Raw genomic sequence first — 22,538 nt, 5'->3', positions numbered from 1 at the left:
CGGATGGTACAGAAATTCTTGTCGCCGCACGGTCTGTTGCGACAAGAAGTCCATACGTTTCATGCGCTTGCGCAGTTTTGCCTTCCATGGCGTGTATGCGTCAGAAGCTGGGCAGCAGATCGGCGGCAACCAGTTCGCTCAGGCAATTGGATGCCAGCAGTGCGGTCGCGGCGTCGATGTCCGGCGCGAAGAAACGGTCTTTTTCGTAAAACGGTACCTGGCTGCGCAGCGCTGTGCGGGCGATCTCCAGTTTCTCGGAGGTCTTGAGGCCATTGCGCAGATCCAGCCCCTGGCAGGCCGCCAGCCACTCGACTGCCAGCACGCCACGGGTGTTGTCCGCCATTTCCCAGAGGCGCTTGCCGGCCGCCGGTGCCATCGACACGTGGTCTTCCTGGTTGGCCGAAGTCGGCAAGCTGTCGACACTGTGCGGATGGGCCAGGGCCTTGTTTTCGCTGGCCAGCGCTGCGGCGGTCACCTGGGCGATCATGAAACCGGAGTTGACCCCGCCATTGGCCACCAGGAACGGCGGCAGCTGCGACATGTGCTTGTCCATCATCAGCGAAATACGGCGCTCGCTCAGCGAGCCGATTTCGGCGATGGCCAGGGCGATGTTGTCAGCGGCCATGGCCACGGGCTCGGCGTGGAAGTTGCCACCGGAAATCACTTCGCCTTCGGCGGCGAACACCAGCGGGTTGTCGGACACCGCGTTGGATTCGATCGCCAGCACCTCGGCGGCCTGGCGCAGTTGAGTCAGGCAGGCGCCCATGACTTGCGGCTGGCAGCGCAGGGAGTACGGGTCCTGAACCTTGTCGCAGTCGCGGTGGGATTCGGACACCTGGCTGGCATCGCCGAGCAGATCGCGGAAGGCCGCAGCGGCATCGATCTGCCCGCGCTGGCCGCGAGCGGCGTGGATGCGAGGGTCGAACGGCGAGCGCGAACCCAGCACTGCCTCGACCGTCAGCGCGCCGCAGCTCAGGGCACCGGCGAACAGGTCTTCACCTTCGAACAGGCCGCGCAGGGCGTACGCGGTGGACACCTGGGTGCCGTTGAGCAGCGCCAGACCTTCCTTGGCGGCCAGGGTCAGTGGTTTCAAACCAGCCACGGCCAGCGCTTCCACGGCGTTGAGCCACTGGCCCTTGTAACGTGCCTTGCCTTCGCCCAGCAGCACCAGCGACATGTGCGCCAGTGGCGCCAGGTCGCCCGATGCACCCACCGAACCCTTCAGCGGAATGTGCGGGTAGACCTCGGCGTTGACCAGCGCGATCAGGCCGTCGATGACCTGGCGACGGATGCCGGAGAAACCGCGGCTCAGGCTGTTGACCTTGAGCACCATGATCAGGCGCACCAGTGCGTCGCTGATCGGCTCGCCGACGCCGGCGGCGTGGGACAGCACCAGCGAGCGCTGCAGGTTTTCAAGATCGGCGCTGGCGATGCGGGTCGATGCCAGCAGGCCGAAACCGGTGTTGATGCCGTAGGCGGTGCGGTTCTCGGCCAGGATCTGCTCGACGCAGGCCACGCTGTTTTCGATCTGCTGATCGGCGCTGGCGTCCAGCGTGAGTTTTACCGGTTGCTGATAGATCGCGCGCAGCTGCGCCAAGGTCAACTGGCCGGGGATCAGGTTCAGCGAAACTGCCTTTTGGGTGTCGGTCACGATGCTGCTACTCCTTCGTTGATAACGGTCGCGCGCTCTGGACTGGCTCCTGCCTGTCCGGCGCTTGTGGCGCCCAAGCTGCGACCGTGATGGCTGTTGTGTGGTGTGTTGGCGGCGTAGTCGCGGCAAACCTGGAAGATGCTTTCCAGCGATTCTTCGTTCTTGAGCAGCGTCACGCTGCTGGCGATGTCAGGGGCCAGCCAGCGGTCTTCGTCGTAGGCCGGAACCCGCTCGCGCAGCAGGCGCCAGGCCGCTTCGGTGCCCACGCCGAAGCGCGGGCCCTTGAAGAACTCGAACGCCTGGGCGGCGAGCAGGTACTCGATGGCGAGGATCTGCGTGACGTTTTCCAACACCTTGTGCAGCTTCAGCGCGGCGCTGGTGCCCATGCTCAGATGATCTTCCTGCAGGCCCGAGGTCACGTAGTTGTCGATGACCGCCGGTTGCGCCATCTGGCGGTTTTCCGCGCACAGGGAGGCGGCGACGTATTGCACGATCATCATCCCGGAGTTGACCCCGGGCTGGCTGACCAGAAACGCCGGCAGGCCGCTGACGGTCGGGTTGATCAGGCGGTCCAGGCGACGCTCGGCAATCGAGCCCAGTTCGGCCATGGCAATCGCCAGCAAGTCTGCGGCCATGGCCACGGACTGGCCGTGGGGGTTGGCCTGAGAGACCACCCGATAGGCGTCCGGCGTGCCCAGCAGCAGCGGGTTGTCGGTGGCCGAATTGAGCTCGGTCTCGATCTGCCGCGTGGCGTGGGAAAGCTGATCGCGGGTGGCGCCATGCACCTGCGGAATCGAGCGGATGCTCAGGGCGTCCTGGGTGCGAATGCCCTGACTGTTGGCCAGCACCTCGCTGCCCGCCAGCAGGCCGCGCAGGTTCTTGCCCACCTGCTGCATGCCCGGATGGGGCTTGAGCGCGATGATGGTCTCGTCGAACGCATCCAGCTGGCCGCGCTGGCCTTCGAAGGTCATGGCGCTGATCACGTCGGCCCATTGCATCAGGCGGTTCACGTCAGCGATGGCCAGACAGCCCAGGCCGGTCATGCATGGGGTGCCGTTGACCAGGCACAGCCCGTCCTTGGCGCCCAGCTCCACGGGCGACAGGCCTTCTTCGCCCAGTGCCTGCAACGCCGAAACCACCTGGCCGCGGTAACTGACCTGGCCGACGCCCAGCAGTGCGACGCCGACGTGGGCCATGTGGGTCAGGTAACCCACCGAGCCCTGGGACGGTACTTGCGGCGTGATGCGATGGTTGAGCAGGTTGAGCAATGCCTGCACCACCTGGCGGTGAATGCCGGATTTGCCCTGGGTGTAGTTGACGATGGCGGCGCAGATGATCGCCCGCGTCTGGTCATCGGGCAGGACAGGCCCCACGCCGCAAGCATGGCTGAGCAGGGTGTTGCGCGAAAGGCGGCTCAACTGCTCGCGCTCCAGCGACACGTTGCACAGCGCGCCCAGGCCGGTGTTCACGCCATAGGCGCGCTCACCGCTGGTGACGATGCGCTGGACGATGGCCTGGGCATTGTCGATGCGCGCCCAGGCGCCGTCCGACAGGGCCAGGCTGGCGCCGTGACGGGCCACGGCTGTGATGTCCCGCCAGGTGACCGGGGCATCGCCGATGATGATCTGTTCTGCTCGCGACATGAGTACTGCCGTCCTTAAAGGGTCGCCGTGCGCCGCTGGACGAAACGATCGACGTATTCATCGGCGGGCTGGTAGAGGATTTCTTTCGGGGTGCCGACCTGGATCAGCCTGCCGTCCTTGAGGATGGCGATGCGGTTGCCGATGCGCACGGCTTCGTCCAGATCGTGAGTGATGAACACGATGGTCTTGTGCAGGGTCGATTGCAGCTCCAGCAACTGGTCCTGCATCTCGGCGCGGATCAGCGGGTCGAGGGCGCTGAACGCCTCGTCCATCAGGATGATGTCGGTGTCCGCCGCCAGTGCGCGGGCCAGGCCCACCCGCTGGCGCATGCCGCCGGAGAGCTGGTGCGGGTACTTTTTCTCGTAGCCCTTCAGGCCCACGGTGGTGATCCAGTGCTGCGCGCGCTCGGCACATTGCGCCTTGCTCTCGCCGCGAATCGCCAGGCCGTAGGCGACGTTCTCGGTCACGGTCTTGTGCGGCAACAGGCCGAAGCTCTGGAACACCATGCTGATTTTGCGCCGGCGGAAGTCGCGCAGCGCATCGGTGTCGTAGGCCAGGATGTTTTCGCCGTCGACCAGAATCTCGCCGCTGGTCGGGTCGATCAGGCGGTTGAAGTGGCGCACCAGGGTCGACTTGCCGGAACCGGACAGGCCCATGATCACGAAGATCTCGCCGCTGCCGATCGACAGCGACAGGTCGTTCACGCCGACCACGCAGCCGGTCTGCGACAGCACCTGCTCCTTGCCCTGGCCCTGCTGGACCATGGACAGCGCTTCCTTGGAGCGGCTGCCGAAGATCTTGAAGACGTTCTTCACCACGATCTTGTCGGCAACGGTGTTTTCAGCGGCCTTGAGAGGCTCTGCGCTTTTAATCGATTCGACGCTCATTATTTGCTCGCCTCATGCCGTGGGCGGCCATAGGCCTGCGTGATGCGGTCGATCACGACCGCCAGAATGACGATGGCCAGACCCGCTTCCAGGCCGCGACCGACGTTGAGGGTCTGGATGCCGACCAGCACGTCTTCGCCCAGGCCACGGGCGCCGATCATCGAGGCGATCACCACCATCGACAGGGCCATCATGGTGGTCTGGTTGATCCCGGCCATGATGCTCGGCAGGGCCAGCGGCAGTTGCACGCCGAACAGTTGCTGCCAGCGGTTGGCGCCAAAGGCGTTGATCGCTTCCATGACTTCGCCGTCGACCTGACGAATGCCCAGGTCAGTCAGGCGAATCAGCGGTGGCGCGGCGTAGATCACGGTGGCGAAGATCGCCGGGACCTTGCCCAGGCCGAACAGCATCAGCACCGGAATCAGGTAAACGAAGCTCGGCATGGTCTGCATGATGTCCAGCAGCGGCATCAGCACCGAACGCAGGCGATTGCTGCGTGCCGACAGAATGCCCAGCGGCACGCCGATCAGCACCGAAATGAAGGTGGCGACCAGCATCAGCGCCAGGGTCTGCATGAGTTTGTCCCACAGGCCCACGGCGCCGACCAGGAACAGCAGGCCGACGATCACCGCGGTGGTGGCGACCTTGCGGGTCGAGTGCCAGGCGATGCCACCGACGATGGCCAGCAACACCCACCACGGCGCGACGCGCAGCAGGCCTTCGAGCTGGACGATGGCCCACAGCAGGGTGTCGGAGATGTGCCGGAACACGTCGCCGTAGTTGGTGACCAGTTTGTCGACCCAGTCGTTGACCCAGTCGGCGATGGAGAACGTGAAGCTTTCGGGGAACATAGGTTTATCTCGGTCTAATAAGTGGAGCCTTACCCCTGTAGGAGTGAGCTTGCTCGCGAATGCGTCGGCACATCCAACATCATCGGTGACTGACGCGACGCTTTCGCGAGCAAGCTCACTCCTACAGGGGCGTGTGCCGCCGGTGTTGCGCGGCACCCGGATCAATCGTTACAACGAAGCATCAACCTTCTTGGCCGCCTCTTCGCTGACCCACTGATGCCAGACTTCAGGGTGCTCCTTGAGGAACATCTTCGCCAGCTTCGGCGATTCGATGCGGTCCTTGGTCATGCGCGCGAGGTTCTGGTTGAGCAGGTCGATCGGGATGTTGACCTTTTCCATGACCGCCACCAGTTCAGGGGCTTCGTCGTGGAAGGTCTTGGACAGGCCGACCTTGATGTCGATGGTCTTGTTCACACCGGCTTTCTCTTCCAGGCGCACCATGTCGACCTGGCCCATCAGCGGGGTAGGCGACCAGTAGTAGGCCAGGATCGGCTCGCCACGCTTGTAGCTGGAGAGGATCGCGGCATCCAGCGCAGGGCCTGTGCCCGGACGGAAGTTGGTGAACTTGTCTTCCAGGCCGTAGCTTTTCAGCATCTCGGTGTTTTCAAGCTCGCAGGTCCAGCCGGCCGGGCAGTTGTAGAAGCGGCCCTTGCTCGGCTCTTCGGCGTCCTTGAACAGCGCCGAGTATTTGCCCAGGTCGGCGATGGATTTCAGATCCGGTGCCTTGGCTTCCAGCTTGCGCTTGGCGTCGCCCTCGATCACGTAGCGTGGCACGTACCAGCCTTCCACCGCGCCCTTGACCGGGGCGCCGACACCGACCACTTTCCCGGCCTTCTCGGCCTTGTTCCACACTTCGCTGCGGCCCACCCACTCTTCGGAGAAGACCTGGATATCGTTGGTGCTCAGGGCGTTTTCCATGGTGATGGAGTTGCCCGGCAGGCTGTCAGTCTTGCAGCCGTAACCCTTGTCCAGCACCACCTGCAGGATGTCGGTCAGCAGCATCGCGCTTTCCCAGTTCAGCCCTGCGAATTTGACCGGCTTGCCGGACTCACACCATCCCGCTGCCTGGCTGGCGCCGCTGGCGAGCACGCCGACCGTCAGCAACGTGGATAGCAGGGTCTTTTTCATTTTCATTGTGTGACGCTCCTGATCTTGAGTTGGGCTGTGTTGCTTGGGCAGTACGTAAGCAAGTGGCATCCGGCCAATGGGCGAGGCGCTTTGCGGCCTCGTCCCGCTTCACTCCAGCTTAAACAGACGTGCGTTGCGGCGGGTCAGTTCACCACCGCTCGCGAGGGCACCGCGTCGTTCTTGTGTTCTGCCGGGTTGTGCTCGGTCGGCAGAATCAGGCGGTCGGCGATCTGGCCGGGCCATTTCTTCGCCGCGAAGTAATACAGCGCGGCAGGCACCACCAGGCCGATGATCCACGAGATGTCGGTATCGTCCAGCGCGCCCACCAACGGGCCAGTGTAGAAGTGGGTGGAGATGAACGGCATCTGAATCAGCACGCCGATGACGTAGATCACGATGCCGATCCAGTTCCAGCGGCCATAACGGCCGTCCGGGTTGGACAGGGCAGGGATGTCATAGCGCTCCTTGGTGATGCAGTAGAAATCCACCAGGTTGATCGCGCTCCATGGCGTGAAGAACGCCAGCAGGAACAGGATGAACGCGGAGAAATCCTTGAGGAACGAGTCCTTGCCCGCCAGTGCCAGCACGGTGGCGATGCCGACCATGGCGAAGATGTAGGTCAGGCGCAGGGCGCTGGAAATGTGTCGGTTGCCCTTGAAACCGCTGACGATGGTGGCGATCGACATGAAGCTGCCGTAGGCGTTGAGCGTGGTTACGGTGACTTTGCCGAAGGCAATGCTGAAATACAGCAGGGCGGCGATGACGCCGGTGCCGCCCAGGCTGACGATGAACTGCACCTCATGGTGAGCGAAGTTCTTGCCCGCCAGCGCGGCGGCGAACACGCCGAAGACCATCGACACCTGCGCACCGATCACCGCACCCAGGCCCACGGCCCAGAAGGTGCTGCGAGCCGAGGTGTTGCGCGGCAGGTAGCGCGAATAGTCCGCCACATACGGGCCGAACGCGATCTGCCAGGATGCCGACAGGGATATCGCCAGCAGGAAGCTGCTCAGCGAAAAGTGTTTGTTGCCCAGCAGCGCGCCGACGTCGTTACCCGCCAGCAGTGCGCCGAACAGGTAGATGAAGGCGACCACGCCGATGAGGCTGGCGACCCGGCCGATCATGTGGATGACCCGGTAGCCGAAGATGGTCAGGATCACGATGGCGGCGGCGAACAGCACGATGCCTTGCCAGTCCGGGACCTGAATCAGTTGCGCGACGGCTTGCCCTGCCAGCAACGAGCCGCTGGCGGAAAAGCCGATGTACATCAGGCACACCAGCACCAACGGGATCACCGCCCCGTAGACGCCGAACTGCACCCGGCTGGAAATCATCTGCGGCAGGCCCAGTTTCGGACCTTGCGCGGCATGCAGCGCCATGACCCCGCCGCCCAGCAACTGGCCGACGAACAGGCCGATCAGCGACCAGAACACATCGCCGCCCAGCACCACGGCCAGGGCGCCGGTGACGATCGCCGTGATCTGCAGGTTGGCACCCAGCCACAGGGTGAATTGACTGAACAGACGACCATGTCTTTCCGCGTCAGGAATGTAATCGATCGAACGCCTTTCGATCACGGAAGCTTGTGCAACACGATCATCTGGAACAGCCATTTCAAACATTCCCCTGGAGCGAGTGTTGGGTCACGCCTGGACCCTTGTGGGAGTGAGCTTGCTCACGAATGCGTCGTGTCAGTCACCGATGATGGTGAAGGTGCTGACGTCTTCGCGAGCAAGCTCGCTCCCACAGGTCTGCGTTTTTCTATTCGTTACTTGATCATCGGCAGGTTCAGCCCCTGCTCCTTGGCGCAATCGATAGCGATCTGGTAACCCGCGTCGGCATGACGCATCACTCCGGTGGCCGGGTCGTTGTGCAGGACGCGGGCGATGCGTTCGGCGGCTTCGTCGGTGCCGTCGCAGACGATGACCATCCCCGAATGCTGCGAGAAGCCCATGCCCACACCGCCGCCGTGGTGCAACGAAACCCAGGTCGCGCCGCTGGCGGTGTTGAGCAGGGCGTTGAGCAGCGGCCAGTCGGACACGGCGTCGGAGCCGTCTTTCATCGATTCGGTTTCGCGGTTCGGGCTGGAGACCGAGCCCGAATCCAGGTGGTCACGACCGATCACGATCGGTGCCGACAGCTCGCCGCGACGGACCATTTCGTTGAACGCCAGGCCCAGCTTGGCGCGCTGGCCCAGGCCGACCCAGCAGATACGCGCCGGCAGGCCTTGGAAGCTGATGCGCTCGCGAGCCATGTCCAGCCAGTTGTGCAGGTGAGCGTCGTCCGGAATCAGTTCCTTGACCTTGGCGTCGGTCTTGTAGATGTCTTCGGCGTTGCCCGACAGCGCCGCCCAGCGGAACGGGCCGATGCCGCGGCAGAACAGGGGACGGATGTAGGCCGGTACGAAGCCGGGGAAGTCGAACGCGTTGCTCACGCCTTCTTCCTTGGCCATCTGGCGGATGTTGTTGCCGTAGTCGAAAGTCGGGATGCCTTGTTTCTGGAAGGCCAGCATGGCTTCGACGTGCTTGGCCATCGACTGCTTGGCGGCCTTGACCACGGCGGCAGGCTCGGTGATGGCGCGGTCGCGGTACTGCTCCCAAGTCCAGCCTTCCGGCAGGTAACCGTTGAGCGGGTCGTGGGCGCTGGTCTGGTCGGTGACCATGTCCGGGCGCACGCCACGGCGCACCAGTTCCGGCAGGATTTCAGCGGCGTTGCCCAGCAGCGCGATGGAGATCGCCTTGCCTTCGGCGGTGTACTTGGCGATGCGCGCCAGGGCGTCGTCCAGATCAGTGGCCTGCTCGTCGACGTAGCGGCTCTTCAGGCGGAAATCGATGCGACTCTGCTGGCACTCGATGTTCAGCGAGCAGGCGCCGGCCAGGGTTGCGGCCAGAGGCTGCGCGCCACCCATGCCGCCCAGGCCTGCGGTCAGCACCCAGCGGCCTTTGAGGTTGCCGTCGTAATGCTGGCGACCGGCTTCGACGAAGGTTTCGTAGGTGCCCTGGACGATGCCCTGGCTGCCGATGTAGATCCAGCTGCCGGCGGTCATCTGGCCGTACATCGCCAGGCCCTTGGCGTCCAGTTCGTTGAAGTGCTCCCAGTTGCCCCAGTGCGGCACCAGGTTGGAGTTGGCGATCAGCACCCGTGGCGCGTTGCTGTGGGTCTTGAACACGCCGACCGGTTTGCCGGATTGCACCAGCAGGGTTTCGTCTTCGTTCAGGTTGGTCAGGCTCTCGACGATCTTGTCGTAGCACTCCCAGTTACGCGCCGCGCGACCGATGCCGCCGTACACCACCAGCTCGTTCGGGTTTTCCGCGACTTCCGGGTCCAGGTTGTTCATCAGCATGCGCAGCGGCGCTTCGGTCAGCCAGCTCTTGGCGGTCAGTTGGGTGCCGCGGGCGGCGCGGATTTCCACGTCGCGGCGTTTGGTCCATTGCTGAGCTGGGGTTTTGTTGTCAGTAGTCACGTAACAATCCTCGATGATCAATCCGGCCCAGGCACTGGGCTGACGTGCCTGTGTCGAACAGGCGGAATATGGGTGTGGCAGATCAGGCGCCGTAATCCATGAATCGAAACGGGGCACTGACCATACTCTTGCATACTCATATTTACTTGTACATACAAGCATATGCAACCAAGGGGCCAACTCGTCGCATCGGTCAGGCAAAAACCTGCAAGCCCTTGCGGGCCCGGCGTTGGGCAGAGATTGAGGAAATTGGATCAGGCTGTGGGAGGCGTTACGTGCCGCCACCAATTGTTACTTTTCGGTGCGTGCGCCCCGCGAAGGTGCAATCGGTAACAGATGCGGGAGAAGGCCGATGCAGATCCATCGGCCTGGAGGGACTCAGATCACTTTTACCGTGCGGCCGATGAACTGGATCGGCCCGGCGGGTTTGCCGGCGATCGGGCCGGTGGCGTTCTCAAGCGTCAGTTCGAACAGCTGGTCGGCATGCAGTGCCGGCAGATTGTTGAGTTTGACCCGCAGCACCTCGCCAGGCCTGACCCGGCCCAGCGAGACCAGCCCGCGGGTGTCACCGGAGTCGGTCCAGAATTGCAGCAGTTTGTCGTCGGGAATCTGCGCTGTACCCAGAGGAATGAGCTGCACCTCGCGGGCATCGCTGATCTGAATCACCCAGCCCGGCGTTTTGTCCTCAGGTGTGGACAGCAGCGCGACCCAAGCCGGCTTGGCGGTGGGCGCCACTTGGGTCAGCAACTGCGTGCCGAACAGCAGCGCGGCGATGACACTGCAGACCGCCAGCTTGCGCCAGAAGCCGATACTGTTCTGCCAGCGAACACCTTTGCGGCGCTTGCCGGCGGCGCGTCGGGCGCGGGTGAAATTGCCCAGCCGCTGCCAGGGCGAAGGCGCCGGCTCGTCAGGTTCGGCCACATTGGTCATCGCCAGCAGGCGCGCCTCCCAGCCCTGGATCGCCCGACGCAGGGCCGGATCCTGGGCCATGCGCTGCTGTACCTCGGCGCGGCGTTCGGGCGAAAGCGTGCCCAGTACGTATTCACCCGCCAGGATCTGCACGTCGTGTTCGGGCGTGATGTCTGATTTCTTGTTCATGCGCTACATCCCCAGAGCGCAGCTGTGCCGCGCTTGATCCGCACACTCGAAGGCGCACGGTTTTGTGCTGTCTGGAAATGAGAATAGCTGGCCGTACAAGGATGAAACACCTGGATACGACGCGCGGGAGGTCATTGGGCGGCATGCGCCTGCGTAAGTCCTTGTGGGAGCCGGCTTGCTGGCGAATGCGTCAGGTCAGACACGACAACGTTGAATGACACACCGCATTCGCCAGCAAGCCGGCTCCCACAAAAGCATTCAGCGGTGCGCCAACCGGTTACGCAACAGAATGACTCCAACGATCGCCGACAGAATCGAGCCCATCAGCACGCCGACCTTCACCTCGTCGATCAGGTGCGCCGCGCCGGGGAACGCCAGGTTGCCGATGAACAGGCTCATGGTGAAACCGATTCCGCAGAGCAGCGCGACGCCATACAACTGCACCCAGTTGCTGCCTTCGGGCAGGGTCGCCAAGCCCGAGCGGATTGCCAGTGTGGCGGCAAGAAATACGCCGATCTGTTTGCCGACGAACAGCCCCAGCGCCACGCCCAACGGGACAGGGTCCACCAGATTGCCCAGTGTGATGCCGGACAGCGAGACGCCTGCGTTGGCAAAGCCGAACGCTGGCACCACGGCGAACGCGACCCAGTAGTGGAGTTTTTCTTCCAGCAACAGGAGTGGCGAGCGGGCCTCTTCCTGACGGGTGCCCAGTGGAATGCACAGTGCCAGTGCCACGCCCGCCAGGGTCGCGTGCACGCCTGATTGCAGGACGAAGAACCACAGCAACAAGCCCAGCGCCAGATACGGCAGCAGGCGCTGCACGCCCATGCGGTTCATGACGACCAGCACGGCGAGGGTGGCGAAGGAGGCGCCGAGCATCGGCAGGTTCAGTCCGCTGCTGTAGAACAGAGCGATGATGGTCACTGCGCCCAGGTCGTCGAGGATCGCCAGTGCGGCAAGGAATACCTTGAGTGACGTCGGTACGCGTTTGCCCAGCAGCGACAGCACGCCCAGGGCGAAGGCGATATCGGTGGCCGCCGGGATCGCCCAGCCGCTCAGGGTCTCGGCGTTACCTGCGTTGATCGCGACATAGATCAGCGCCGGCACCAGCATGCCGCCAGCCGCGGCAAAGCCGGGCAGGGCGCGCTGACCCCAACTGGCGAGGCCGCCGGCGAGCACTTCGCGTTTGATTTCCAGGCCGACCATCAGAAAGAAGATCGCCATCAAGCCGTCGTTGACCCATAGCTCCACCGACAACCCGCCCCAGACGCTGTGCAGTGCCGAGAAGTAAAAAGGTGCCATGGGCGAGTTGGCCACGATGATCGCCGCCAGCGCCGCGCCCATGAGCACGATGCCGCCCGCGGATTCCGAGGCCAGGAAGCGGGCGAGGATGGCGAGGGCGCGTGGGGTTTCCTTGTTCTGATCGAGCGGTGTCATGCGCGTCCTTGATTCTGTGGCAAAGGGCGCAAGTTAACACAGATATTTCAGGCTCGCGGTTACCGCTTCTGCCGAAGGCGTGGGAGCCGGCTTGCTGGCGAATGCGTTTTTTTCAGACATCTTGATGGTGACTGATCAACCGTATTCGCCAGCAAGCCGGCTCCCACAGTTTTCGATTTGCGGTGCCACTTAAATCGCGGTGAGCTCGATCACGCAGCAGCGGCTGGCGCGGGGAGCGTACAGCACCACTTCCAGCAGCGATCCTTCGGCGTTGTCCAGTTGCAGGCAGTCGTGGCGATCGAGCAACTGCGGCGGATGCTCGGCGACGTTGGCGGCCATCTGTTCGGCCGCACTGAACACCAGGAATGCATTGGCCGAGGTGAAGAAACGCTGGGGCTGCAGCACGTCGATCCACTGCAGGCGCGCCCGGTAGCGGGTCGGCGCGTAGATCAGGTTGAAGTCGCGGATCGGCCCGTCGAGCAGGGTGCACGACACCTGGCTATCGCCGCTGAAGGCGAACGGATCGGACGGCAGCAGCGCTTCGCTGTCCTGGCCGTCGATGGTCAGGGTCATACCCGCACCCTGCAGCACGGTGATGATCCGCAGGTAACCGGCGAACACTGAAAAACCGCCCGATTCGCCGATGTCGGCGATCGACAGGCGCCAGCCGAATCCGTCCAGGCCCTCGCCTGCATCGCGGGTGATTTCTTCGGTGCTGCCGCCACCGTTTTTCCAGGGCATGCGTGGGTAATTAACGGCGCGCAGCAGAGTCAGTTGGGTCATTTGGTGAAACGTCCTTCCAGGCGATGGCGTGAACCGGGGTGAATCAGACGGGCGGCGGTCACCGGCTGGCGCCCCGACCAGGTGCGGCGGCGGATCAACAGGCACGGCTCGCCCTTTTCGATCTGCAACAGCTTGCACTCGTCGGCATCGGCCAGGATCGCCTCGACCACGTGCTCGCCTTCTGTCAGCGGCGCCACCTGGTTGAGATAGGCGTAGGGCGTCTGCTTGGTGAAGTCCTGCTGCAGGTACTCGGGCGCCACCAGCGCGTTGACGAAACGGTCCTCGATTTGCACGGCAATGCCGTTCTCGAAATGCACGATCAGCGAATGAAATACTTTCTGGCCCTCGCGCATGTCCAGCGCCAGCGCGCGTTCGGAGCCGGCGGCCTCTTCGCACAGGGTGATCACCTGGCAGGTGTGGGTGTGGCCACGGGCGGAAATTTCGTCGGCGATGTTATGCACTTCGAACAGCGCGGACTGGGTCTTGGGCTCGGCGACGAAGGTGCCGACGCCTTGCATGCGCACCAGCAGACCTTCGGCGGTCATCTCGCGCAGGGCGCGGTTGATGGTCATGCGGCTGAAACCCAGTTGGGTCACCAGTTCGCTTTCGGACGGCACGCGGTGGTGGGGCGGCCAGGTACCGTTCTGGATCTGCTGGGTGATCATTTGCTTCACCCTGGCGTACAACGGCGCCGGACTTTCACCCATCTGGGCGGCCAGCGGAGAGGAGGCAGGCGGAGTCGGCACAGAAAAATCCTTGTTAGACGTAAGAAATCAAAGGTAGCGATGTAGGACAGACACCACGCTAACCATTAATACGGGTGCCGACAAGCTTGCCGCAGTTTACCGGGCGAGCAAACGTCTGTATATGTATAGACAATTTCACGCGAGGGGTGCGAGGTTATGTCCGTTTTCTTTGCCGAACGTGCGCTGCTGCCTGCTGGCTGGGCCGAGAACGTGCGTTTTGAGGTCGGTGCCGATGGGCTGCTGACGCATGTCCAGGCCAATGCCGAGCGTCAGGGCGCCGAACTGATCAACGGTCCTGTGGTGCCGGGCATGCCCAATCTGCACTCCCACGCGTTTCAGCGGGCGATGGCCGGGCTGGCCGAAGTGGCGGGCAACCCGAACGACAGCTTCTGGACCTGGCGCGACCTGATGTATCGCCTGGTCGGCCAGATCAGCCCCGAGCAACTGGGCGTCATCGCCCGGCAGCTGTACATCGAAATGCTCAAGGGCGGTTTCACCTCGGTGGCCGAGTTCCACTACGTGCACCAGGACGCCAGCGGCAAGCCGTACGCGAACCCGGCGGAGCTGGCGCTGCAGGTCAGCCAGGCGGCGAGTTCCGTCGGCATCGGCATGACCTTGGTGCCAGTGCTCTACACCCACTCAGGTTTTGGTGGCCTTGCGCCGAATGAGGGGCAGCGCCGGTTCATCAACAGCACCGAAAGCTATCTGAACCTGCAATCGCGTCTGAAACCGCTGATCAGCGCGCAACCGGCCCAGGCGCTGGGTCTGTGCTTCCACTCGTTGCGCGCGGTAACCCCGCAGCAGATCAGCGAAGTGATGGCCGCCAGTGACACACAGTGCCCGGTGCACATTCACATTGCCGAGCAGCAGAAAGAAGTCGACGACTGCCTGGCCTGGAGCGGCCGTCGTCCGTTGCAGTGGCTGTATGAGAATGTCGATGTCGATGAGCGCTGGTGCCTGGTGCACGCTACCCACGCCGAGCCCGATGAGGTGGCGGCCATGGCCAGGAGCCGCGCGGTGGCGGGCCTGTGCCTGACCACCGAGGCCAATCTGGGCGACGGTATCTTCCCGGCGGTGGACTACATCGCTCAGGGCGGGCGCTGGGGGATCGGTTCGGACAGCCACGTGTCCCTGAGCGTCGTCGAAGAATTGCGCTGGCTCGAATACGGCCAGCGCCTGCGTGATCAGCGGCGCAATCGGCTGTATCGCGCCGATCAGCCGATGGTCGGGCGCACGCTGTACGACGCCGCCTTGCTCGGTGGCGCTCAAGCCATGGGCCAGCCAATCGGCGCGCTGGAAGTCGGCAAGCGCGCCGACTGGCTGGTGCTCGATGGCAACGATCCGTATCTGGTCACGGCGTCCGGCGACGCGATCCTCAACCGCTGGCTATTTGCCGGGGGCGATCGTCAGGTGCGCGAGGTGATGGTCAACGGGCGCTGGGTGATCCGCGATGGGCGCCATGCCGATGAAGAAGCGAGCAGCCGAGCGTTTGCTCAGGTGCTGCGGGAGTTGTTGGGGTAAGAGCGAAATGCAAAACCTGTGGGAGCCGGCTTGCTGGCGAATGCGTCAGGTCAGACAACACAGCGTTGAATGACATACCTCATTCGCCAGCAAGCCGGCTCCTACAGTGGATCGATGATGGCTGGTCTTACTCGGTTGGCTTGGCGATTTTGGAATCCTCCACCCGCCAGATCAGCCGCGTGGTGTCATACCCCTGCTGCTGCGCCTTCATCAGCATTTCGTTGCGGATCGATTCGCTCACATGGGTGGTGCGCGAGAGCAGCCACAGGTACTTGCGGTTGGGGTTGCCGACGATGGCCTGCTTGTAATCGTCGCTGACGTACAGCACCCAGTAGTTGCCCTTGGCGACACCCGGCAGCAGGCGCGAGAACCAGTTGTCGAACACCACCCACAGCTTGTCGGTCTTGCCCTCGACCTGCGACGAGGCCGTGCCGGTGGCCTGTTCCCACTTGCCCTCCAGCGTGCGACAGCGGTTGGTCACGGCAACGTTGCCGTCGGCCTTGAGCTTGTAGTGCGCCTCGGATTGCGCGCAGTTGCGCTGGAAGAACATCGGCATGCGCGCCAGTTCATACCAGGTGCCCTGATAGCGCTTGAGGTCTACCTGATCCTCGGTGCGCGGCGCCATGGATTCTACCGGCGTTTCCGCGCAGGCGCTCAGCCAGCAAGTCGCCATCGTCAGCGCACCGACGCACAGCAGGCGGCGCAGGCTCATTTGAGCCCCTGGCCCGAATACAGCACGACCTTGTCGGCGGCGTATTGCACGCTGATAAAGGTCTTCTGGTCACCCCAGGTGCAACTGGACATCCCCAGCGCCCCCGAGCACTCGGTCGGGCTGCCGAGCAGTTGCTCAATTTGCGCCTTGGACATGCCGGCCGAGATTTTCGAATAGTTTTCCTGATTGATCTTGCTGCACGCGGCCAGCAGCACGCAGAACGACAACAACGCGAGAGAGCGCAAAGACATGGATGAAGCTCCTGGATCGAGAGGGGGCAGCGCCAGCGCTGGCGTGATACCGACAGCTTAGAAGAGAAAAAGCGGATTCTGGTTCCGTGCAGGCCCGAACATGTACGTGATACCTGTGGGAGCCGGCTTGCTGGCGAATGCAATCTGTCAGACATGCTTGTGGTGAATGGCACACCGCATTCGCCAGCAAGCCGGCTCCCACGCCTTCGGCAGAAGCGCACTGCGTTACATTCAAAACCTCGACCCACGCTCCTTCAAAAACTCCACCTCCTCCCGCGTCGACTCCCTTCCCAGCACCTCATTGCGATGAGGAAACCGGCCAAAGCGCTCGATCACTACGCGATGCTTGTGCGCGTAGTCCAGGGTCTGAGTGAGGTAGCCGCGTTGGTTTTCAGGCAGCAGGGGAATGAGCGCAGCGAAGCGGCGGACAGCTTCGTTCTGGGCGTCGAGGTTTTCGGTGTGTTCCAGCACCAGATAGATGAAGGTGCGTTGCAGCGGGGACAGCGCCAGGTCGTGTTCGCGTTGCAGGCCATCGCTGACCACTTGCTGGGCACGTTTGTCGCCGGAAAAGGATTTGGGGGTGTCGCGAAAGATCATGCGCGGCAACTGGTCGAGCAGCAGCACCAGCGCCAGCCAGCCTTCAGGCGATTGCGTCCAGTCGGACAGTCCGCCCGCAAGGGCCTGATCCACAAGAGCACCGAAACGCTGCTGCGCATCGGCGTCTTGCGAATCCTTTTTGCCGAACCAGAGCCGGTTTTTCTCCCGGGCGATGTCGCTGGGTGATTCGGCAGAACCGAACCACCATTCAAGCAAAGCCGACCAGGGCGCGCTCATCGGGCGAATTACGCCTTGTGGTACGCGGTGGCGCGCTCGACTTCTTCCTTCGAGCCCAGGAACACCGCAACGCGCTGGTGCAGGCCTTCAGGCTGGATGTCGAGGATGCGCTGGTGGCCGTCAGTGGACGCGCCGCCGGCCTGTTCCACCAGGAACGACATCGGGTTGGCTTCGTACATCAGGCGCAGTTTGCCTGGCTTGGAAGGCTCGCGGGCGTCGCGTGGGTACATGAACAGGCCGCCGCGGGTCAGGATACGGTGCACGTCGGCAACCATCGCCGCCACCCAGCGCATGTTGTAGTTCTTCTTCAGCGGGCCTTCTTCACCGGCCAGCAGTTCTTCGACATAGCGCTGCACCGGGGCTTCCCAGTGGCGCTGGTTGGACATGTTGATGGCGAATTCCTGAGTCGACGCAGGGATCTGGATGTCTTCGTGGGTCAGGACGAAGCTGCCCATTTCACGGTCCAGGGTGAAGCCTTTGACGCCGTCGCCCAGGGTCAGGATCAGCATCGTCTGCGGGCCGTAGATCGCGTAACCGGCGGCAACCTGTTTCGAACCTGGCTGCAGGAAGGCCTTTTCGTTCAGCGCTTCGTTCTGGCTCAGGTACTCGTTAGGGCAGCGCAGTACCGAGAAGATGGTGCCGACCGGGGCGTTGATGTCGATGTTCGACGAGCCGTCCAGCGGGTCGAAGACCAGCAGGTAGGCGCCTTTCGGGTATTTGCCCGGGATCTGGTAGGCATTGTCCATTTCCTCGGACGCCATGCCGGCCAGGTGGCCGCCCCATTCGTTGGCTTCGAGCAGGATTTCGTTGGACATCACGTCCAGCTTCTTCTGCACTTCGCCCTGCACGTTTTCAGTGCCCATGCTGCCCAGCACGCCGCCCAGGGCGCCCTTGGAGACGGCATGGCTGATTTCCTTGCACGCACGCGCCACCACTTCGATAAGGAAGCGCAGATCGGCAGGGGTGTTGTTGCTGCGGGTCTGCTCAATCAGATAGCGACTCAGGGTAACGCGGGACATGGAGAGCTCCGAAGATGGGGAAGAAAAAACGCGCATAGTCTAGCGCGTGTCGGGACTGAATACTGCCTCTGAGACCGGTTTGGTAGTGAATGAGTTCACGGGCTACATGAGCGTAGGCGCTTAACGGTGACAAGTTGAGGTCCGTCTCGCGGATTTTTTCTGCTGCGGGATCGGTTCAGCCTGACGTGCGCGATGCATCATTTATTTCGCCTTCGAGGCGCGCAAGGTGCTCATGGCCATCGCCCCCAGCAGCACGACGCCCAATACCAGCACGGCCCACAGGCCGATGCGCTTCCAATCCGGGTCGCTGGCAACAGGCGTTACAGCCCTGGGCGCGGCGGGCGGCGTGGCCAGGGTCGCGCTGCCCAGGGTTGCGAGTTTTTCCGGGGTCACGCCGGGGATCAGCGTCGACAGCGGCAGGTTCGCGCCTTTTATCGTCGCGTTGCCGATGGCCAGGCTGTAAGGCGGCGCGCCTCGACCGAGGAACACCAGCTGGGTGACGCGCACGGCGAAACTCAGTTTCGGTGCCTCCTTGCCAAGGCCGCCGCCACGGTCGTCGACTTCAAGCTTGAGCTGCTGCACGACATCGCCGGGCAACTCCATTTCATCCTGCACCACGTCCTGGCCATTCTGGGTCAGGCGATAGAGCAGGCCGCTGTCGATCTGCCGCCACGGCGCATTGCTGTCGCGGCGGCCGAACAGGGTGGCGGGCGCGAGGCTGTTGGCCTGGGCGATCTCGACTTTCATCCGTTCCAGCGGCAGTGCCACCGGCAGTTGCCAGACATAGACGCCGGGTTTCTCGACGCTGCCCGCAATGGCCGGGGACCAGCTCAGCGGCAGCACGCCGGGGCGCGTACTCACAACTTGCGCGGCGTTGAGGGTGGGAGCGGTCTGCGGAACGCTCCACAGCAGGCGCAGGTACCGGGCGCTGCGACCGGGCAGGGTGACGATGCGCTGCTCGACCCGTTCGTCGGCGAACGACAGCCGCGCCACCTGGCCTTCGCCCCAGCGTTTCCAGTGCTGCAAGTCGTCGCTGGCTTCGATGCTGAAGCGCTGGAAGCCGTCGCGTTCGCTGCTCCAGTCGAGAATCAGCTGATCGAGCGGCGCGTTCAGGGCGCTGGTGTCCAGCAGCCAGCCTCGCAGGATTTCTTCGCCGGCTTCGATTTCGCCCTGCGGCTGCACTTCAACGAGGGTGCCGTTGGTGCTGCGCTGCACGCGAATCTTCGGCTCTGCGTCCTTGGCGTCATCGTTGTTGTAGAGCGGAAACCACTTCACGTCGACGGGCGTTTCGTCCTCGGCGCGCTGGGGTTGGCCCAGTGTCAGGGCATAGGGCTGGGCCTGGCCATCGGCATTGAACACGCGCACGTCATTGAGCGTGCTCTGGCGCGCGTTCAACTGCGCGGCCAGCGGCAGCTCCAGGCGATACCAGGGGCCGTCGCCGCTCAGGGTCAGGGGCGTGTGGCTGGCGAAATCATCCGGCAGATCCTCGGCCCGGGCCAGACATGCCGCACACAGCAGAGCACCGAAAACAGCGGCCTTGACGATGGACTGACGGCTCAACGACGGACTCCTGTGCTTCATTGCGGCGCCGAATCCGTAGGCGCAGCGTCAGTTGAGGCTTGGCTGCGTGTAGGATTTTTCGGCGGTAATGGGGCGAAATATCCCACTACCAGCAGCAGAATGCCAACGCCGATAAACGATACGATCCGCTCCAGGCCGCCGCGGTTGCTCAGTTCGACGAAGAACAGTTTGGCGACCACGATGCCGATCAAGGCCGCACCGACGATCCACACTTCGCGCCGCGCCCGCAGGTGGCCGCCGATCATCAGCGCCAGGGCCATCAGGGTCCAGACGATCGACAGCCCCGCCTGCACGCGCATTGACTCGAACAGCGCCTCGGTGTGCCATTCAACGCCTGCCCACTGGTGAGCCGTGCGCATGACCATCGCTGTGACCAGCGCGAAGATCGAGGCGCCAGCGATCACCAGCGCGGTTTTTTGCGCGTATTCGCTACCCACGCCCAATTGCGGCAATTGCTTGCGCGTCCAGCTGAAAATTCCGGCCAAGGTGATCAGCAGGCCCAATTCCAGCGGGTTGAGCAACGGGATGTAAGGCAGCGGATCCGCGTTGCCATCGCTGAACCAGTTGGCGAGCCAGAACCACGTCAGCATCAATACAGCGAGCGGCGCAGCGGCCCAGACGCGGTATTCGCGCGGATAGGCGCTGATCGGCCATGGCCAAGCGCGCGGCGCGGTCATCGCCAGCAGATATAGGCTCGGCAGCAATGCCCAGCCCAGCCAGCGCCAGGCGTTGTAAGACTCGGACAGGATCAGCAGGCCGTAGCGCAATTCCAGCGACAGCACGCCGACGATCAGCCAGCAGCCCAGTACGTGGGCCGCGCTGCGCAGACGCGGGATCAGCCGAGCGTCCAGGCACTTGAGCGACCACAGGTGCACGGCGAACACCGCGAGCCAGCCCAGCCAGCCCCAGTCGGCGGCGGGGTTGTAGTAAGGGTTGAACAGCATCAGGCCGAGCAGCACGAAGCTGGCCGGGGTCAGCAGGCTGCACAGCTGCGCCAGGCCCGCCCAGTTCAGGCGCAATGCGGCGATTGTCCACAGGCCGACGCTGATGGCGCCGAGCAGCAACAGTGTCGGCACTTCCCGGGCGCCGGGCACGTAATGGGTGCTGACGCACAGCGCCACCGACCACCACAGCGCGCCCCAGATCAGCAGCGCAGGCTGCAACACCCGCTCGCTGATGTTCAGGCGCAAGGTGCCGATGCGTTCGACGGTAAACGCGCTGATCAGGCCTGCCAGCGAGATGATCAGCGGCGTCCAGAAGTCCCCATGATTGAAGCCCGGCGAATACCAGCGCCCGACGATGCCGATAAACCCAAAGCCCGCGCCCAGTTGCAGCAGCAGTCCGAAGAAACGCGCCAGCAGCCGGTTCTGGCGCATGCCCAGCCAGAACACCGCAGCACCTTCGACTGCCCAGGCCACCGTCGTCCACTGCGCGCTCAAGCCCAGTGGGATCGCCAGTGTGGCGAACACCACGCCCAGCGAAAGGCAGGTTTCCATCAGCAGCAGGGTTCGCGCGCGCCCGGCCAGCGCTCGGGCGATGCCCATATAAAGAAGGCCCAGCACCAGCGCGCTGAGTGCCGCGCCGAACTCGATGTGCTGAATCAGCGCGTACTGCAGGCCGAACCCGGCGATCGGTGTGCCGAACAGCAGGCTGCCGTCGACGTAATGGCTTTGTTTTGCCGACCAGCGCAGCACCGCGTCGCGGCTGTCGTCGTCGGGGCCGATTTCGTGTTCCTGCAACTTGCGGCGGGCGAACAGCAGGCCGATGGCCAGGTACATCAGGAAGAACAGAATCAGGAACGGCTCGGTGCTCAAGAACAGCTCTGGCGTGTAGGCCTTCAAACCCCAGGCAAAGCCGATACCGAAAGTGCCGACAAACCCGATCAGGTTCAGCGGGCGCCAAGCCTTGAACCAGGCGATCACGAAAATCCCGGCGTTGAGCAGGGCGAAATAGCTGAACAGCGCGACGTGGCTGCCTTCGCCGGTTGAAGTCAGCAGCGGCGCGGCGAAACCGCCGAGGGCCGCAACGCAAGCCAGTGCCAGGGAATTCTGGGTCAGGGCGAGGATGGCCGAGAACAGCGTGACCGCCACCAGCAAGCCGAAGGCCATGCCCGGCGCCAGCAGCGTGTGCACTTTCATCGCCGCGAACACCGTCAGGTACAGCACTGCAACCCCGGTGCCTTGCAGCATAAGCGCGAAGGATTCATTGCGCCTGCGCAGCCACCAGCCCAGCCCCAGCAACGCCACGGCAGCCGCTGCGACACCGGCGTAACGCGCCTCGATGGGCACCACCATGCCTTCGGTGGCGTAGCGCAGCAGAAAGGCCAGGCCGAGAAACAGCAGCACCACGCCGACGCGCAGCACCGTGTTGCCGCCAATCAGCCAGTCATTGGCGCGTTTGATCCAGTCGTTGAGCGGGTTCGGCTCATCGGGCGTCAGTGCGGGGCTGGCGGCAGGTTGTGCAGGCCGGCTCCATTCGGAGTCGCCAGATACAGGTTCGGAAGCGGGTTGGATATCCGGTAGATCCCAGAGCAGTTCCGGGCCGTTATCGGCAACCGGTTGAATGTCGAGCGGGGCAGGGGCGGGGCGGTCCGGCATCTGCACGGCGGCCGAATCCAGTTGGCTCAGGCGCAGTTCGATGGCGTGCAGCGCGTCTCGGGTTTTCGCGAGTTCGGCCTTTTGTGCGGCGGCTTCGCGGGAGACAGAGGAAAGGCGAAAGCTCAGGCCCAGCGCCAGCCCGATGACCGCGCCCACGGCGCCACCGATTAGTGACTCATCGAGCACCGCACCGAGGAAAAGCCCGGCCAGCAAAAGAATCCATTGCACGCGACGACATCCTTTCCAGCCGCAGAACGGCGATGGTCAGGAGTATATCGGGCGCGGGGGAAGAGGAAACAATTTGTGTCGAGGAGGACGCCAGAGGTATGAACAATG

General features: G+C 63.5%; 18 protein-coding genes. 1 reads left to right on the top strand and 17 read right to left on the bottom strand.

The genetic code is table 11. The annotated features are described in order from the left end of the window. Positions 1-100: 100 nt before the first annotated feature. From hutH to hutC, 11 genes are all read right to left on the bottom strand, one after another. Positions 101-1,651 (bottom strand): histidine ammonia-lyase, encoded by a 1,551-nt coding sequence (hutH, locus tag AC1MEK_RS08170; RefSeq protein ID WP_480395756.1) that lies wholly within the window; start codon positions 1,649-1,651, stop codon positions 101-103. After that, on the bottom strand, positions 1,648-3,294 hold the full coding sequence (locus AC1MEK_RS08165) for an HAL/PAL/TAL family ammonia-lyase (RefSeq protein ID WP_480395755.1): 1,647 nt from the start codon (positions 3,292-3,294) through the stop codon (positions 1,648-1,650). The genes hutH and AC1MEK_RS08165 overlap by 4 nt, the downstream gene beginning before the upstream one ends. A 14-nt stretch (positions 3,295-3,308) precedes the next feature. Beyond that, positions 3,309-4,181, bottom strand: coding sequence for a quaternary amine ABC transporter ATP-binding protein (locus tag AC1MEK_RS08160; protein ID WP_480395754.1), 873 nt, complete (start codon positions 4,179-4,181; stop codon positions 3,309-3,311). After that, positions 4,181-5,032 (bottom strand): ABC transporter permease, encoded by an 852-nt coding sequence (locus AC1MEK_RS08155; protein WP_480395753.1) that lies wholly within the window; start codon positions 5,030-5,032, stop codon positions 4,181-4,183. Before AC1MEK_RS08155 ends, AC1MEK_RS08160 begins: the two co-directional genes overlap by 1 nt. Positions 5,033-5,200: 168 nt before the next feature. Further along, positions 5,201-6,166, bottom strand: coding sequence for an ABC transporter substrate-binding protein (locus AC1MEK_RS08150; RefSeq protein WP_480395752.1), 966 nt, complete (start codon positions 6,164-6,166; stop codon positions 5,201-5,203). 137 nt (positions 6,167-6,303) lie between these two features. Continuing rightward, positions 6,304-7,773 carry a purine-cytosine permease family protein gene (locus tag AC1MEK_RS08145; RefSeq protein WP_480395751.1) on the bottom strand — a complete coding sequence of 490 codons (1,470 nt, stop codon included), beginning with the start codon at positions 7,771-7,773 and terminating at the stop codon, positions 6,304-6,306. Positions 7,774-7,928: 155 nt separating this feature from the next. Continuing rightward, positions 7,929-9,623 carry a urocanate hydratase gene (gene hutU, locus AC1MEK_RS08140; protein WP_480395750.1) on the bottom strand — a complete coding sequence of 565 codons (1,695 nt, stop codon included), beginning with the start codon at positions 9,621-9,623 and terminating at the stop codon, positions 7,929-7,931. A 378-nt stretch (positions 9,624-10,001) separates the two neighbouring features. Continuing rightward, a complete protein-coding gene (locus tag AC1MEK_RS08135; RefSeq protein ID WP_480395749.1) occupies positions 10,002-10,721 on the bottom strand; it encodes an anti-sigma factor in 720 nt (239 codons plus the stop codon). Positions 10,722-10,979: 258 nt separating this feature from the next. Next, entirely contained in the window at positions 10,980-12,158 is a 1,179-nt protein-coding gene (gene nhaA / locus AC1MEK_RS08130; protein WP_480395748.1) for a Na+/H+ antiporter NhaA, read from the bottom strand. 189 nt (positions 12,159-12,347) lie between these two features. Then, complete coding sequence (locus tag AC1MEK_RS08125) at positions 12,348-12,941, bottom strand: HutD/Ves family protein (RefSeq protein ID WP_480395747.1); 594 nt, start codon at positions 12,939-12,941, stop codon at positions 12,348-12,350. Further along, positions 12,938-13,648 carry a histidine utilization repressor gene (hutC, locus tag AC1MEK_RS08120; RefSeq protein WP_480396060.1) on the bottom strand — a complete coding sequence of 237 codons (711 nt, stop codon included), beginning with the start codon at positions 13,646-13,648 and terminating at the stop codon, positions 12,938-12,940. The genes AC1MEK_RS08125 and hutC overlap by 4 nt, the downstream gene beginning before the upstream one ends. A 195-nt stretch (positions 13,649-13,843) precedes the next feature. On the opposite strand from hutC, the gene AC1MEK_RS08115 reads away from it, so the two are divergent. Next, positions 13,844-15,208, top strand: a complete 1,365-nt coding sequence (locus AC1MEK_RS08115; RefSeq protein WP_480395746.1) for a formimidoylglutamate deiminase — start codon at positions 13,844-13,846, stop codon at positions 15,206-15,208. A 127-nt stretch (positions 15,209-15,335) separates the two neighbouring features. Here AC1MEK_RS08115 and AC1MEK_RS08110 read toward each other — a convergent pair whose 3' ends face one another. The 6 genes from AC1MEK_RS08110 to AC1MEK_RS08085 form a co-directional block, all read right to left on the bottom strand. Next, positions 15,336-15,881 carry a lipocalin family protein gene (locus AC1MEK_RS08110; protein ID WP_480396059.1) on the bottom strand — a complete coding sequence of 182 codons (546 nt, stop codon included), beginning with the start codon at positions 15,879-15,881 and terminating at the stop codon, positions 15,336-15,338. Between the two features lie 35 nt (positions 15,882-15,916). Then, a complete protein-coding gene (gene bamE, locus AC1MEK_RS08105) occupies positions 15,917-16,171 on the bottom strand; it encodes an outer membrane protein assembly factor BamE domain-containing protein (protein WP_081563693.1) in 255 nt (84 codons plus the stop codon). Between the two features lie 231 nt (positions 16,172-16,402). Beyond that, positions 16,403-17,005, bottom strand: a complete 603-nt coding sequence (locus AC1MEK_RS08100) for a DUF924 family protein (protein ID WP_480395745.1) — start codon at positions 17,003-17,005, stop codon at positions 16,403-16,405. 8 nt (positions 17,006-17,013) lie between these two features. Continuing rightward, entirely contained in the window at positions 17,014-18,024 is a 1,011-nt protein-coding gene (locus tag AC1MEK_RS08095; protein WP_480395744.1) for a class 1 fructose-bisphosphatase, read from the bottom strand. Positions 18,025-18,225: 201 nt separating this feature from the next. Further along, on the bottom strand, positions 18,226-19,605 hold the full coding sequence (locus AC1MEK_RS08090) for a DUF3999 domain-containing protein (RefSeq protein ID WP_480395743.1): 1,380 nt from the start codon (positions 19,603-19,605) through the stop codon (positions 18,226-18,228). Continuing rightward, positions 19,602-22,430 (bottom strand): DUF2339 domain-containing protein, encoded by a 2,829-nt coding sequence (locus AC1MEK_RS08085; protein ID WP_480395742.1) that lies wholly within the window; start codon positions 22,428-22,430, stop codon positions 19,602-19,604. The genes AC1MEK_RS08090 and AC1MEK_RS08085 overlap by 4 nt, the downstream gene beginning before the upstream one ends. Positions 22,431-22,538 lie beyond the last annotated feature (108 nt).

It is taken from the genome of Pseudomonas sp. 2 (assembly GCF_056627435.1).
Note: the sequence above shows the minus strand (reverse complement) of the source record. Positions and strands in the feature narration are given on the sequence as shown.